This window comes from Clostridium estertheticum subsp. estertheticum, assembly GCF_001877035.1.
Taxonomy (GTDB): domain Bacteria; phylum Bacillota; class Clostridia; order Clostridiales; family Clostridiaceae; genus Clostridium_AD; species Clostridium_AD estertheticum.
The window spans coordinates 3,222,575-3,236,774 of sequence record NZ_CP015756.1; the positions used below are offsets into that span (position 1 = coordinate 3,222,575).

Genomic DNA, 14,200 nt, shown 5'->3' on the forward strand with positions numbered 1-14,200 from the left:
CAGTTACTCCTCACTAATTACTTTACTATTTCACTTGTTAAATGTTGTATCGTACTATCTATATTCAGAGCTCTCATTCTCTACAAGTTTACAGCATTCTTTTAAATCTGATTTAAAAGAATTCACTTTATAATTTTATAGCCTTTATAATAAATGACATTGGTATAATCTTAGCTTTAAAAGCTGAATAATATTTTTCTGAAAAATTAGCAGCATGATTAAGTGTTTCTGTGTCCGTTTTCTCAATTAATCTTTCCACCTTCATCCCTGCGTTTGAAAGTGCATTTATGTATGTTGATAACTTCCAATTATAAAGCGACATCTGTTGTCCACCTTTTTTCATATTTATTAATTCTTCCTCCATATACGAGCAATTAAAAAAAATCTTGTCATCCTTTGCTTCTAAACACTGCATAAGTGGGTTATCCCAACTAAAAATGAATATCCCACCTGGTTTAAGATAATTAGATACCATACTTATTGTCTTTTCCAAATCAATAGTCCAACCTAAAGCATATATTGAGTAAACAATATCAAAATAATTTAATGGTATCCCAGGATTATTTTCCATTGGTGAAACAAAAAGCTTTTGTGAGTAACCGCTTTTATTAAGAACATCTTTAGCACTTTTTATCTGTGTTGATGAAATATCAATTCCCCACAATTCGGATGCACCCTTTTCACCCATATAACACAGCGAATGACCACTACCGCACCCTATATCTAATACATATTTACCTGAGACATCTTCAAATAAATTTAATTCATCCTCTTTAGGAGTAAATGGGCCATAAGTAGGAAGCGCTGTTACTCCAAACCAATCATCAGCTATGATATCCCAACTCTTACTGTTTTGGTCTAATATTTTTTCATTATCCATTTTTTATACCTCCGATTTTGGTTCAATTGTCTTATGTATTTCTAATTATTTCTTATTACCATACTACTATCATATTTTAACTTAAAATATACATTAATGAATAATATAACCGATTACATTCCCATTAATTTATTCCATTTAAAATTTCTATAATATACTGTTTTGATTGTCTTCTATTTTTGAATACTATTACCTGTTTATTATTTTTTTCAAGTTTATCAATATTTATTTGACCTGGTTTATTAGAGAAATTCCAAATATACTTCATAAATTCAAAATCAAACTTTTCAGGGCAACCCTCTGGCATATCAGGTCTTATTTTACCTAAATTTGTTATAACCCGTTTAAAGTAACTCAATAAGCAAACAACTCTACTTAATTTAAAATATATTATTGTATCAGCCTTTTCAAGACGAATATCTATAGTACCCCCATAGTTACCATCTACTATCCATTCATCTCCTGATACTAACTTCTTTTGCTTTCTCACCCATTCAGTCCTAGGGGTTTCAATCCATCCATTATTCCAAAACTCTTTATCAAGATGAATAAGAGGAATACCCGTGATTTTTGACAACTTCATCGAGAATGTACTTTTGCCACTACCTGGTGAACCTATAATCATTATTTTTCTTCCTATACTACTCATTTACATCCCCCCCTTCATTCTAAACATATTAAAATATCACTTACTAAAAATTATTATCAAATAATAATTTGATCATTTTCAAGCCCTCCAAGAAAAGAAGCTAATGTGTCTTAATAGTGTTAGGGTACGATTTACAATCTTTCTTTCTTGCTCTAATAGATGGCAGCACATCTACCATAATAGAGCTAATCCTTTCTTTAAGTAAATTAAAATTAAATGAAGAGTTATCAATTTTATACTTAATTAGTTTAAGTGAATCATAAACCTGGGTTTCAAGGCTTTTTCTTGCTTCAAGAACTTGAATAACTCCGTCTAACCCCTTTAAATTATTAGATAAACCATAGCCTTGTCTTGTATAATAGTCTTTAAATTCTTCAAACCACTCCTTGGTTCTTTCACATACAATTGTATTAAATGACACTTTAATATCACCTTGCTCTAGATATATTAATACAGGCTCTAATGGCATAATTATTTCAGTCAAACTATTGATATAATTCATAGTAACCTCTTTAGGAGAATTATTTCTAACCATACTTACTGTTATTGGGTTTTGAATAAAACAACATTCAAAGATAACAACCTTATCTTCATTAATGTATTTATTAACAAAGTCCTTCCATCTACTTATTATTAATTCTGTATGAATCTCTATTGGCAATTCATATATATCATTTTTAGTTATAATATTAAACAATTTCTCTTCAAATGATATTTGTTGTTCTTCAATAGCTTTTCTGTATGGAATTAGGTATCCATTATAAAATTTAATTTTTATTCTATTTAAAACATCTCTACTTGTTAAATTAAATTGTCTCAATATATTAAAGTCATCACTATTAAAATAAGCTACTCCATCAAAGTCTGCGGGGTGATTATAATTACCTTCACTATAGAGTTCTGTAGTAATACCTTTTTCTTTACAAATATCATATACTATTTGAGCTGTTGTTGATTTCCCTGACCCAGGTAAACCCTCTACAATAATCAACTTTGTTGCCATTTTTTATCTCCTTTATTTTCTAAAAAATATTGAATTCATCTTCTTCTCAAACAACACTATCCTTCAATACAATAAGTTAGTTTATTATATTCCACTTCAATTCCTTGCTTGATGGATTTATAGTTCTTTTCCTCTTTAATTTTAGTCATATCACACTTTTCCATAACTCTGTAGGATGCCCGATTTTTACTAGTACAGTTCGACATAATTTTAGTAGTGTTTAATTTATTAAATGCATATTTAATGATTTTTCTAACCGCTTCTGCCATATAACCATTGTTCCAATATACCTTATTAGAAATCCAACCGATTTCTGTGAACCCTTCTTTAATTTGCAGTAAATCTTCTCTTTTAGACATGAATATCAGCAACTGTAGTTTTATATAGAAAAACAAAGCACAAGATGTATTGATTACAACTTGTGCTTTTTGTTTAGGCTTTAACTACAGTGAACAAACCTAAGAACATCATAATACAACTAAATGTTAATTTCAATATTTTTTGTTAAAATTATAAAAAAAAGTATTTTAAAGGTTTTTTAAAGAATTCACTCCGAAAGGAATTAAACATACCAGAATCAGATAAACTCAAGAAAAATGTTACATTCAAACGTCGACTAAATATTCTGTTAGTGTGCTTAAAGGGTAAGCAAAAAAATCTTGTAAAAATAAAATGAGATAACTTAAATACTAAGCTATCTCATTTTATTCTCTGTATTATTTACCAAACCCAGTTGAGCCAAACCCACCTTTACCTCTTTGAGTAGAATTTAATTCATCTACCTCTACAATACTAACTTTTAAAACTGGCTTTATTACCATTTGTGCAATTTTCATATTCATTTCAACTCTAAAATTAATTTTACCATGGTTGATTAAAATTATTCCAATTTCACCTCTATATCCCTCATCAATAGTTCCGGGTGTATTTAGTACTGTTATAGAATTCTTTAAAGCTAGTCCGCTTCTGGGCCTAATTTGAGCTTCTGTATCTTTAGGTAACTCAATTTGAATTCCTGTATGTACAAGTACTGTTTCACCTGGCATAATAATCATTTCTTCAACTGAAAATAAATCTAAACCTGCATCACCTTCATGAGCATATTGAGGAAGTATAGCCAATTCATTAATTTTTTTTACTTTTACATTTAACATAAATCAATTCCCCTTTCTTGAATGATCCTCTGATTCTACATAATTAACAACCTTATTGAATTCACTTAACTTACAATTTTATAAGGTCATTCCATAAATTAAAAATTCCCCCAAACACTCGTCTGAGGGGACATGAAATATATTTTAATTTACTATTAAAAGTCTTTGATACAATCCTATGCCTTAACTATATCAACAATAGTTTCTATATGAGGTGTGTGAGGAAACATATCCATCAATATTACCTTATTCACCTTATATCCATTATTAATCATTTCTTTTAAATCAACAACTAGACTTTTAGGATTACAGGAAACATAAACTATGTGCGGTGCATCAAATTTTATTACATAGTCTAATGCTGTAGGGTGAACACCCGCTCTTGGAGGGTCCAAGATAATGCTATCAGGTTTATCTTGGACATCTTTTATAATTTTCGCTACATCACCTGCTATAAACTCACAATTATCTAATCCATTAATTCTTGCATTTTCATTTGCAGCAGCAACTGCCTCTTCTATTAATTCAATTCCTAAAACTTTTTTAGCTTTAGCTGCAACAATTTGACCTATAGTTCCAGTTCCACAATATAAATCAAATACAACTTTTGATTCTGAATCACCTAAAAAGTCTCTAACTATACTATAAAGCTTTTCTGCACCTTTTGAATTAGTTTGAAAAAAAGCAAAAGGGTTGATTTTAAACTTAAGATCTAATATGTTTTCCATAATGTACTCTCTACCGTATAATGTTTCAGTTTTATCAGCTTGAACTATATCTGATAATGAGTCATTATATGTATGCATTATTCCGGTAATAACTCCATCACATTTTAATTCCTTAAGCTTACTCGTAATTTCACTAAGATCTAAATCTATCTGAGATGTAGTTACTAAATTAACCAGTATCTCACCAGTATTTTTAGCCTTTCGGATAACTAAGTTTCTTAAATAACCCTTACGCTCCATTACATTATAGTGTGGTAATTTTAGTTCTATAAAATAGTTTAATACTAATTTTAAAATTTCTCTAAAATCTACATCAACTATTTTGCAATCATCAACAGTAACTATGCTAAAACTTCTTCCTTTTGTATGCATACCTAAAGTTAATTCTTCATTTTTTCTAAAATCTCCAAAAGTGAATTCCATCTTATTTCTATACTCGAATTGTTCAGGACTCTGCTGTATACCCAAAAATTCATAATCTTTGATTTCTGCATCTTCAAATAATTTTAGAACTTGTTGTTTTTTAAATTCTAATTGCTTTTCATAAGAAAGAAATTGATGGCTACATCCTCCACAAAATTCAGTGATTTTGCAAAGAGGTTCAACTTTATAGTCTACATCTTCAAGTATTTTTACAAGTTTTGCTTCTACCCCTACTGGCTTCTTTCTTGATACTTTAGCAATTACCTTTTGACCTGGTAATGTGTTTTTAATCAGTACCTTTTCACCCTCATAGTATGCAATTCCCTGTGCTGGAAATTCTAATTTTTCTATATTAAATTCATATTCTTTTCTTTTTTGCATATTTTTTTCACAAACTCCTATCGTTTAGTAATAAATAGTCCTGATGCTTTCTTACCAAGTGTAGCAGACATTTTTCCACTTTCCATAATGCTCATGTATAATACCATAACAACCATAAAAATCACAAATATCATTCCAAATTTTTGAGTTAATGCAAATCCTGATATTCTAAGCACAGCATCTGCTAAAAATACTACTACTGTTGATGCCACACCTATAACTATTAAATCTATAAGGCTAGCCATAAAAGTGTTTAAAAAAGTAGGTCTTGATGCATTATTAGAATTGGATTTAACCGATTGACCGTCTTTACTATTTACCTTTTTTTCTTCTTGTTCTAACATTTTAATTCCCCCTATTATTATATTATTATTTTTGCTAACTTTTATTTTTTTAATTCCCCATTATAAAATGCTTATAATTTTTTACTCCACCTATATATAATACGTATTTTTGACATATAAATCAATAGTTTATTAAGTATCTTGATGTATTTGCCTGTTGTTTTTGGTGTTTATTTAATTTAAATTTCATCAATATGACTCTTTAATTTATACTAACAATCATTTATAATAAAGGAAACCCTTATTATTTGTTTTAATTTATTGAAAATTAGGAAGGTGTTACATGATTACTAAAATTATCCTCTTATGTATGGCAGGCTTTTTAGCTTCTTTTGTAGATTCCATTGCTGGAGGTGGTGGTTTAATAAGTATGCCTGCCTTTATGCTTGCAGGTTTACCTCCTCACATGGTGCTTGGAACCAATAAATTCAGTGCTACTGCTGGTTCTTTTACTAGTTCGCTACAATTTATAAAATCAGGAAAGGCTAATTTCAAGTTATTAAAATATCTTATTCCCTTCACCTTTATAGGCTCTATATTAGGTGTTAAAGCAGTTCTACATATAGACCAAAAGTTTTTAAATACATTAGTATTAATTCTTATCATGTTTATTGGAATCTATACTCTCTTTTCCAAGTCTTTGGGATTAGAAGATAAATTCCAAGGCCTCACTAAAAAAAATGTTATTCTTGGAGTAATCCTCGCACTCTTTTTAGGTTTTTATGATGGATTTTTCGGTCCCGGAACTGGTTCATTTTTAGTATTTGGATTTATAAGTATCTTTGGTTTTAACTTTGTAGCTTCTTCTGCTAATGCAAGAATTTTAAACTTTGTCAGCAATATTACAGCTCTTATATTATTTGCCCTAAGCGGTAAAATAAATTATATGATAGGATTACCAGTAGCGATTTCTATGATTATAGGTGCTAAAATGGGGACAATCGTTGCATTAAATAAAGGCTCAAAACTCATAAAACCTATTTTTGTAACTATGTCTTTAGCTGTTGCCTTAAAAATGCTTACAGGCCTTTTTAAATATCTCTAAATATAATCAACCACCATTTTTATTGAATTTTTCTTATTAATGAATAAAAAGTGCGAATAATAACTAATCGCACTTTTTATTATCTAAATTTTCAAGTATGAAATTCCCTAATTTTTATTTCTATTTTCCAATATCTTTTCTATAATACATTCCATGAAACTGAACTTTTTTCATATCAGCATAAGCTATTTCCCTTGCTTTTGCGAGTGTTTCACCAAATCCTGTTATTCCTAGAACTCTTCCACCATTTGTCTTTAAAAGACCATCATCAAAGGTAGCACCTGCTAAATATAATTTACCTTCTAATTTTCCAGATTCACTTATTTCATATCCAGTATTGTATTTTCCAGGATAACCTTTTGATGCAGTAATTAGGCAGCAAGAATATCCCTTTTTCCACAACAACTCAAAGTTTTCAAGATCTCTACCTATCGCACTAATTACAAGTTCCGTAAAATCACTCTTCATTAATGGTAGCACCGCTTGCGTCTCAGGATCTCCAAATCTTACATTGTATTCCAGCGAATATACACCTTTTTTAGTTATCATTATACCAAAAAATATTATGCCCCTATAATCCATTTTTTCCTCTTGAATTCCTTTAAGAGTAGGCAACAATATATTTTTGTAAAATTCATCTAATACTTCTTTAGTACAGTATGGATTTGGTGCTATAGCTCCCATACCTCCTGTATTAGGTCCAATTCCTCCGTCAAATATTTGTTTATGATCCTTTGAAGATACGAATGGGAGTATAACTTTCCCATCTGTTATAGAGAGTATAGATGCCTCAACACCTTCTAAAAATTCTTCTATTATAATTTTCTTCCCACTGCCTTTAAATATATCCACTACCATAAAGTCATTTATACTACTTTTAGCTGCGAGAAAATCATTGCAGATAACTACCCCTTTTCCTGCTGCTAGTCCATCTGCCTTAATTACTATAGGATATTCACAATTTTTAAGATAATCTATAGCTTTGTTCTCATCTTCAAATACTTCATACGCAGCTGTTTTTATGCCATATTTTTTCATAAATTCTTTAGAATAGGATTTACTTCCCTCTAGTCTTGCCGCTTTTTCACATGGTCCTAATATTTTAAGTCCCTTTTCATTAAACTTATCTACTATTCCTTGTACAAGCCATTCTTCTGATCCAACTATTGTAATATCTATCTTGTTTTCAATAGCAAATGATAAAAGCTCATCTATCTGCGTAATATTAATATTCTCACACTTATTTTCTTTATATGTCCCACCATTACCAGGTGCACAATAAACCACCTGAACATTAGAATTTTCTGCAACCTTTGATGCTAAAGCATGCTCGCGTCCACCAGAACCAATAATTAATGCCTTCATTATTCCATCTCCTTTATCTATATAAACTAAAATTGATGGAATAACTAGGTTATCCCATCATGAAGTTATGATTAGTGCTTGAAATGTCTAATTCCCGTAAATACCATAGCGATTTCATTTTTATCACACATCTCTATTGATTGTACATCTTTAATTGAACCACCTGGTTGAATTATAGCTTTTATATTATATTTTGCGGCAAGTTCTACAACGTCTCCGAATGGAAAGAATGCATCTGATGCCATAACTGTTGCATCTACTCCTCTTTCTAAAGCGTGCTCTGCTGCCCATATTCTATTAACTTGGCCTACTCCGATTCCTTTAGTTACACCATCTTTAACTACTACAATGGCATTAGATTTAACATATTTGACTACTTTCATAGCAAATATTAGATCTTTCACCTCAGCCTGGGTTGGGCTCTTTTTAGTAACTACTTTTATTTCCTCTGCTAATTTATCATCTGAGCTTTGTACTAGTATTCCGCCATCAACAGTAACCATATTAATAGTGCCTTCTGATTTGTTTAAACACTTCACAACTCTTAAATTTTTCTTACCTTTTAATACCTCTAATGCATCTTCATCAAAGTCTGGTGCAATAATTACCTCTAAGAATATCTTTTTAAGCTCAAGCGCAGTTTCTTTATCAACTTTTCTATTAAAAGCAACAATGCCTCCAAAAATAGACATTGGATCACATTCATATGCCTTTTTGTAGGTCTCAAGTGTACTACTACCTATCGCCACGCCACATGGTGTATTATGTTTAAGAGCGCAACAAGTAATTTCATCGAAATCACATACTACCTTCCATGCAATATCCATGTCCTTTATATTATTATAAGATAACTCCTTGCCATTTAACTGCTCAAAATTTTTCATTGCTCCATTTCCTGCTGTCTTAACGTAATAAGCTGCACTTTGATGAGGATTTTCCCCGTATCTTAGATCCATTTGCTTTTTATATGATATAGAAAGATAGTCTGGGTAAGACTCCTCTCCTAGTAAAAAATTACTTATAGCTGCATCATAAGCTGATACTAAATTAAACACTTTACCTGCTAGGTGTTTTCTAGTATCAAAATCTACTTCTTCTTTTGCATCCATTTTTTTTATTATATTTTCATAATCAGAAACATCACTTAATACAATAACATCTTTAAAGTTTTTAGCTGCTGCTCTTAGCATCGTTGGTCCACCAATATCAATGAATTCAACTTTCTCCTCGAAACTTATATCTTCGCAAACTTTATCAAAGAAGGGGTAAAGATTAACTACTACCATATCAATAGGTTTTATTCCTTTAGCTTTAATAGTTGCCATATGCTCTTTATTATCACGAATAGCAAGTATTCCACTATGAATAACTGGATGTAATGTTTTAACTCTTCCATCTAATATTTCTTCGAATCCCGTAACATCAGAAATCTCCACAACCTTTATACCATTTTCTTTTAAATACTTAAATGTTCCGCCTGTGGATATAATCTCTACACCACTGTTTTGAAGTGATGTTGCAAGCCCCAAAATATTTTCTTTATCAAACACACTTATAAGTGCTGTTTTAATCATTAAAATTCCACCTTTCATATAACTAGTACTTTTCTTCCTTCAATCCTTATTTTTCCCTCACTTATATATTTGATAGCTTCGGGTAATGCCTTATGTTCCTGTTCTAAAATTCTTAATTGCAGATCTTTCGCTGTATCCGTGCTAAAAACATCTACAACTTTTTGAATTATTATTGGACCAGAATCTGTACCCTCATCTACAAAGTGGACAGTACACCCAGAAACTTTAACTCCATATTCTATAGCCTTCTCATGTACTTTTAATCCATACATACCCCCACCACAAAATGATGGGATAAGAGCTGGATGTATATTTATAATTTTGCCCTTAAATGCTGAGAGAAGTTCACCTTGAAGTATAGATAAAAAGCCAGCTAGTACTATTAAATCTACTTTTCCATCTAGAATTTTTAATATTTCAGCTGACATACTTTTCCCATACTGCTTTCTGTCTAATATATATGTTTTTATATTTTTAGCTTTTGCCCTATCTATGCCATATGCATCTTTTTTATCACTAATTACGACCTCTATAGAACAGTTTAAGTACCCACTTTCTATATTATCTATAATAGATTGAAGGTTGCTTCCGCCACCTGATACTAATACGGCTATTTTAAGCAAACTCCTGCACCTCCAGCCTCAACATGACCAATTTTATATGCTTTGTCTCCTAAATCATTAATAGTCTTTATGATTTTTACAACATCTTTATCTTCAACGCATAATACATATCCTATTCCCATATTATATGTGTTAAACATATGCTCCTCTGTTACTCCAAGAGACATTAGGTGTTTACAGATGTCTGGAGTATTAAAGCTGTTTTTATCAACTACTGCTGTGAAAGCTCCATTAAACATTCTTGGTATATTTTCATAAAAACCGCCACCAGTTATATGTGCCATACCTTTTATATCAAATTTATCTAAAAGACTTAGTACAGTTTTTACATATATTTTCGTTGGAGTTAAAAGAGTCTTTCCAATCTTATCTCCATTAAAATCTTCATCCAAATTTGGTATTAACTTTCTAACTAATGAATATCCATTACTATGAAGACCTGAGGATTCAATTCCTATAAGTGAATATCCACCTTTGATAGCAGAGCCATCAATAATTTTATGTTTATCAACTATTCCTACAGTAAATCCAGCCATATCATATTCACCATCTCTATAAAAGCCTGGCATTTCAGCAGTTTCACCACCTATTAGTGCACAATTAGATTGAATACATCCATCTGACACACCTTTTACAAGCTGAGCCGATACTTTAGAATCTAATTTACCACAAGCAATATAATCTAAAAAGAAAAGAGGTTTTGCACCATGACAAAGGACATCATTAACACACATAGCAACGCAGTCAATACCTACAGTATCATATTTTTTCATTCTAAATGCTATATCAAGTTTTGTTCCAACTCCATCAGTACCAGAAACTAAAATAGGATTTTTATAACCCTCTCCTATTTCGAACATACCAGCAAAACTTCCTAAATGATTTAAAACACCTTTTGTAAATGTTGCCGCTGCATATTCTTGTATTAATTTTACTGATTTGTATCCCTCTTCAATATTAACACCTGCATCTTTATAAGTTATCATAAATATCCCCTACTTTCCTAATTTTTCTTTCTCAGTTTCGTATGGAGCTGATACTGGATATGTACCATTAAAACACCCTAAGCAAAACTCGTTATGACCAAGTGTTTTAAGAAGTCCATCTATACTTAAATATCCAAGGCTATCCGCACCTATCTCTTCTCTTATTTCTTCAACGCTAATACTCGAACCTATTAGGTCTTTCCTATATGGCGTATCTATTCCAAAATAACATGGATATTTTACTACTGGTGAACAAACCCTAAAATGGACTTCTGTTGCCCCAGCTTTCCTTAAAATGTCAACCAATCTTTTACTTGTAGTTCCACGAACTATTGAATCATCTATTAAAATAACTCTTTTACCTTCTACATTTATTTTTAATGCATTTAATTTTACAGAAACCGCTCTTTCGCGAATTTCTTGAGTTGGGCTTATAAAAGTTCTACCCACATATCTGTTTTTTACAAGACCTATTCCAAAAGGTATTCCAGACATTTTAGAATAACCTATTGCTGATGCCAGTCCTGAATCTGGAACTCCTATAACCATATCTGCATCAACTGGAGACTCTTTAAATAACTGTTCTCCAGCTGCCACTCTTGAAGTGTACACATTTATTCCATCAATTGTGCTATCTGGTCTTGCGAAATATATATACTCAAAGGAACAAGTTGCATTTTTAGTTTTTTCTGCAAAATTAATAGATGTAAGGCCGGCTTCATCTATAATTACTATTTCACCAGGTTTTACATCTCTTAAGAACTCTGCACCAACTGCATCAAGTGCACAACTTTCTGAAGCTATAACATAACTGTTTTCTATTTTACCAATGCAAAGAGGTCTAATACCATTTTGATCGCGAACACCTATTAACTTATCTTTTGTAAGCATTACTATTCCATAAGAACCTTTAACAGCTTGTATTGCATCAACTACTGCCTTTTCCATGCCTTTTTTTGCACCTCTAGCAATTAAGTTAAGTATTACTTCTGAATCTATTGATGTTTGAAACATATAGCCGCAATCCTCAAGTAACTCGCGGATTACCTCTGCATTTACTAAATTACCATTATGAGCTATTGCTATGTCACCTAGTTTCGATTTACTTAAAAGTGGTTGTGCATTTTTCACTTCACTAGATCCTGTAGTTGAATATCTAACATGTCCAATAGCAGCTATACCTTTCATTTCACTAATCTTTTTCTTATCAAAAACATCGCTTACAAGTCCCATAGCCTTTTCACAAGTAAGGGAAACTCCATCAGAATATACTATTCCAGCACTTTCTTCTCCCCTATGCTGAAGAGCATAAAGCCCATAATAAGTTAACGATGCAACATCTAAGTCTTTATCCGCCGCAAGAATTCCAAAAACACCACATTCATCCTTAAACTTATCTTGATCATTAATAATGACCTCATTTGATTCTATAAATTCACTCAAAGAAATTCCTCCCTATATGTTCATTGCTATTGTTCATCGCTATTGTTCTTTGTAGGCTACTTTCTATATCTTCATTAAAATTTAATTTTTATTTAGTAATTCTACTTAATATTTCTTCATACGCTTCTGTAACATTTCCTAAATCTCTTCTAAATCTATCTTTATCTAGTTTTTCTCCAGTTTCAACATCCCAAAATCTACAAGTATCTGGTGATATCTCATCTGCCAAAATTACTTCATCATTAAATCTTCCAAATTCTAATTTAAAATCTATTAAATTAATACCTTTTTTAAGGAAAAGTTCTCTTAAAATATCATTTATTTTAAAAGCCATTGTATATATTTCTCCTAATTCCTCAAAAGTAGTAAGTTCCATAGCTACTGCGTGATAATCGTTTATAAGAGGATCACCTAAATCATCATTTTTATAACTTAATTCAATTACAGGTATTTTAAGCTTACTTCCCTCTACTATTCCATATCTTTTTGCCATGCTACCAGCGGCAACATTTCTTATAATTACTTCTAGAGGTACTATTTCAACTTTTTTGCATAATTGTTCTCTATCATTTATTTTCTTAATAAAATGAGTTTTTATATCATTTTTCTCTAATAACTCATATAACATAGTAGTTATACTATTATTTAATATTCCTTTTTTCTCAATTTGACCCTTTTTAGCGCCGTTTCCAGCCGTTGCATCATCCTTAAAATATACTCTTATCTCATCTTTATTATCTGTACTAAACATTTTTTTAGCTTTTCCCTCATATAATAAAACTGAATCTCCCATTTATAACACTCCTTAATATTTTATTTTTTAAACTATATATTTAATCCTTAAAATTCGATTTGCTCTTCATTCTCTGCTATAAATTTTTCTTTCATTTCTTCTCTATATATAATTAGTTTATCTTTAAGAAGCGAATACTTAAGAGATAAAATTTGTACTGAAAGCATACCAGCATTATAACTGTTATTGAGACCCACCGTAGCTACAGGAATAGCTTTTGGCATTTGCACAATTGAAAGTAATGAATCTATACCTCCAAGAGCTGCTTTAATTGGCACCCCTATTACTGGTAATATAGTCTGAGAAGCAATTACGCCCGGAAGATGTGCTGCAAGACCTGCTCCTGCGATAATGCATTCTACCCCTCTGTTTTCCATTTCCTTTATTACCTGTGTTAATTTTTCTGGTACTCTGTGTGCTGAGAGGATGTGTACTTCATACTCCACTCCAAATTCCTTAAGCGCCACTCCAGCATTCTTCATTATATCTTTATCTGATTTGCTTCCAAATATAATTCCTACTCTCATATATTTGCCTCCTTATTTACATAAAGTATTTATCTTTATAATTGCAATAAAAAAAGACTACACCACAAAATAATGTTTTTATGGTGTAATCTTGAATTAAGGGCATAATACACACCCTTATAACTTCAATTCAAGATTCACCAATAGTGAGAAGTTAACGGCCTCTCGTAGAAACTTCTAAGCCATTTCCCTAGAAATATATCGATGAACTGATTATTCGTTTTTCCCTAATTTATGTTTTAATATTAACATCTATTTCCCATTAAGTCAATTCATTAATTA

At 31.0% G+C, this 14,200-nt stretch carries 15 protein-coding genes and 1 riboswitch; of the genes, 1 reads left to right on the top strand and 14 read right to left on the bottom strand.

What is annotated here, in order from left to right; genetic code table 11:
- Window positions 1–127: 127 nt before the first annotated feature.
- The 7 genes from A7L45_RS15090 to A7L45_RS15120 form a co-directional block, all read right to left on the bottom strand.
- Window positions 128–880 carry a class I SAM-dependent methyltransferase gene (locus tag A7L45_RS15090; RefSeq protein ID WP_071613561.1) on the bottom strand — a complete coding sequence of 251 codons (753 nt, stop codon included), beginning with the start codon at window positions 878–880 and terminating at the stop codon, window positions 128–130.
- A 124-nt stretch (window positions 881–1,004) separates the two neighbouring features.
- Window positions 1,005–1,529 carry a DNA topology modulation protein gene (locus tag A7L45_RS15095; RefSeq protein ID WP_071613562.1) on the bottom strand — a complete coding sequence of 175 codons (525 nt, stop codon included), beginning with the start codon at window positions 1,527–1,529 and terminating at the stop codon, window positions 1,005–1,007.
- A 100-nt stretch (window positions 1,530–1,629) separates the two neighbouring features.
- Window positions 1,630–2,532, bottom strand: coding sequence for a P-loop NTPase family protein (locus A7L45_RS15100; protein WP_071613563.1), 903 nt, complete (start codon window positions 2,530–2,532; stop codon window positions 1,630–1,632).
- A 56-nt stretch (window positions 2,533–2,588) separates the two neighbouring features.
- Window positions 2,589–2,891 (bottom strand): GNAT family N-acetyltransferase, encoded by a 303-nt coding sequence (locus tag A7L45_RS15105; protein WP_071613564.1) that lies wholly within the window; start codon window positions 2,889–2,891, stop codon window positions 2,589–2,591.
- Window positions 2,892–3,248: 357 nt separating this feature from the next.
- A complete protein-coding gene (dut, locus tag A7L45_RS15110; RefSeq protein ID WP_071613565.1) occupies window positions 3,249–3,686 on the bottom strand; it encodes a dUTP diphosphatase in 438 nt (145 codons plus the stop codon).
- Between the two features lie 176 nt (window positions 3,687–3,862).
- The gene (gene rlmD, locus A7L45_RS15115; RefSeq protein WP_071613566.1) at window positions 3,863–5,218 is read right to left on the bottom strand and encodes a 23S rRNA (uracil(1939)-C(5))-methyltransferase RlmD; all 1,356 of its coding nucleotides are present in this window, start codon (window positions 5,216–5,218) and stop codon (window positions 3,863–3,865) included.
- A gap of 17 nt (window positions 5,219–5,235) precedes the next feature.
- Window positions 5,236–5,562 (bottom strand): RDD family protein, encoded by a 327-nt coding sequence (locus tag A7L45_RS15120; protein WP_071613567.1) that lies wholly within the window; start codon window positions 5,560–5,562, stop codon window positions 5,236–5,238.
- Between the two features lie 283 nt (window positions 5,563–5,845).
- On the opposite strand from A7L45_RS15120, the gene A7L45_RS15125 reads away from it, so the two are divergent.
- Window positions 5,846–6,607: a TSUP family transporter gene (locus A7L45_RS15125; RefSeq protein ID WP_071613568.1), complete on the top strand. Its 762-nt coding sequence runs from the start codon at window positions 5,846–5,848 to the stop codon at window positions 6,605–6,607.
- A 120-nt stretch (window positions 6,608–6,727) separates the two neighbouring features.
- Here the strand turns inward: A7L45_RS15125 and purD are convergent, their stop codons facing one another.
- The 7 genes from purD to purE form a co-directional block, all read right to left on the bottom strand.
- Complete coding sequence (gene purD, locus A7L45_RS15130; RefSeq protein WP_071613569.1) at window positions 6,728–7,972, bottom strand: phosphoribosylamine--glycine ligase; 1,245 nt, start codon at window positions 7,970–7,972, stop codon at window positions 6,728–6,730.
- Between the two features lie 71 nt (window positions 7,973–8,043).
- Entirely contained in the window at window positions 8,044–9,546 is a 1,503-nt protein-coding gene (purH, locus tag A7L45_RS15135; RefSeq protein WP_071613570.1) for a bifunctional phosphoribosylaminoimidazolecarboxamide formyltransferase/IMP cyclohydrolase, read from the bottom strand.
- 14 nt (window positions 9,547–9,560) lie between these two features.
- A complete protein-coding gene (gene purN / locus A7L45_RS15140) occupies window positions 9,561–10,169 on the bottom strand; it encodes a phosphoribosylglycinamide formyltransferase (RefSeq protein ID WP_071613571.1) in 609 nt (202 codons plus the stop codon).
- Window positions 10,157–11,155: a phosphoribosylformylglycinamidine cyclo-ligase gene (purM, locus tag A7L45_RS15145; RefSeq protein WP_071613572.1), complete on the bottom strand. Its 999-nt coding sequence runs from the start codon at window positions 11,153–11,155 to the stop codon at window positions 10,157–10,159. The genes purN and purM overlap by 13 nt, the downstream gene beginning before the upstream one ends.
- 9 nt (window positions 11,156–11,164) lie before the next feature.
- A complete protein-coding gene (gene purF / locus A7L45_RS15150; RefSeq protein ID WP_224616906.1) occupies window positions 11,165–12,598 on the bottom strand; it encodes an amidophosphoribosyltransferase in 1,434 nt (477 codons plus the stop codon).
- Between the two features lie 88 nt (window positions 12,599–12,686).
- The gene (gene purC, locus A7L45_RS15155; protein ID WP_071613574.1) at window positions 12,687–13,391 is read right to left on the bottom strand and encodes a phosphoribosylaminoimidazolesuccinocarboxamide synthase; all 705 of its coding nucleotides are present in this window, start codon (window positions 13,389–13,391) and stop codon (window positions 12,687–12,689) included.
- Between the two features lie 47 nt (window positions 13,392–13,438).
- A complete protein-coding gene (purE, locus tag A7L45_RS15160; protein ID WP_071613575.1) occupies window positions 13,439–13,918 on the bottom strand; it encodes a 5-(carboxyamino)imidazole ribonucleotide mutase in 480 nt (159 codons plus the stop codon).
- 124 nt (window positions 13,919–14,042) lie between these two features.
- Window positions 14,043–14,142, bottom strand: a riboswitch (purine riboswitch).
- Window positions 14,143–14,200 lie beyond the last annotated feature (58 nt).

Excerpts from the sequence above, each read along its gene's own strand:
- A7L45_RS15090 (WP_071613561.1), bottom strand. The coding sequence starts at position 880 with ATGGATAATGAAAAAATATTAGACCAAAACAGTAAGAGTTGGGATATC.
- A7L45_RS15095 (WP_071613562.1), bottom strand. The coding sequence starts at position 1,529 with ATGAGTAGTATAGGAAGAAAAATAATGATTATAGGTTCACCAGGTAGT.
- A7L45_RS15100 (WP_071613563.1), bottom strand. The coding sequence starts at position 2,532 with ATGGCAACAAAGTTGATTATTGTAGAGGGTTTACCTGGGTCAGGGAAA.
- A7L45_RS15105 (WP_071613564.1), bottom strand. The coding sequence starts at position 2,891 with ATGTCTAAAAGAGAAGATTTACTGCAAATTAAAGAAGGGTTCACAGAA.
- dut (WP_071613565.1), bottom strand. The coding sequence starts at position 3,686 with ATGTTAAATGTAAAAGTAAAAAAAATTAATGAATTGGCTATACTTCCT.
- rlmD (WP_071613566.1), bottom strand. The coding sequence starts at position 5,218 with ATGCAAAAAAGAAAAGAATATGAATTTAATATAGAAAAATTAGAATTT.
- A7L45_RS15120 (WP_071613567.1), bottom strand. The coding sequence starts at position 5,562 with ATGTTAGAACAAGAAGAAAAAAAGGTAAATAGTAAAGACGGTCAATCG.
- A7L45_RS15125 (WP_071613568.1), top strand. The coding sequence starts at position 5,846 with ATGATTACTAAAATTATCCTCTTATGTATGGCAGGCTTTTTAGCTTCT.
- purD (WP_071613569.1), bottom strand. The coding sequence starts at position 7,972 with ATGAAGGCATTAATTATTGGTTCTGGTGGACGCGAGCATGCTTTAGCA.
- purH (WP_071613570.1), bottom strand. The coding sequence starts at position 9,546 with ATGATTAAAACAGCACTTATAAGTGTGTTTGATAAAGAAAATATTTTG.
- purM (WP_071613572.1), bottom strand. The coding sequence starts at position 11,155 with ATGATAACTTATAAAGATGCAGGTGTTAATATTGAAGAGGGATACAAA.
- purC (WP_071613574.1), bottom strand. The coding sequence starts at position 13,391 with ATGGGAGATTCAGTTTTATTATATGAGGGAAAAGCTAAAAAAATGTTT.
- purE (WP_071613575.1), bottom strand. The coding sequence starts at position 13,918 with ATGAGAGTAGGAATTATATTTGGAAGCAAATCAGATAAAGATATAATG.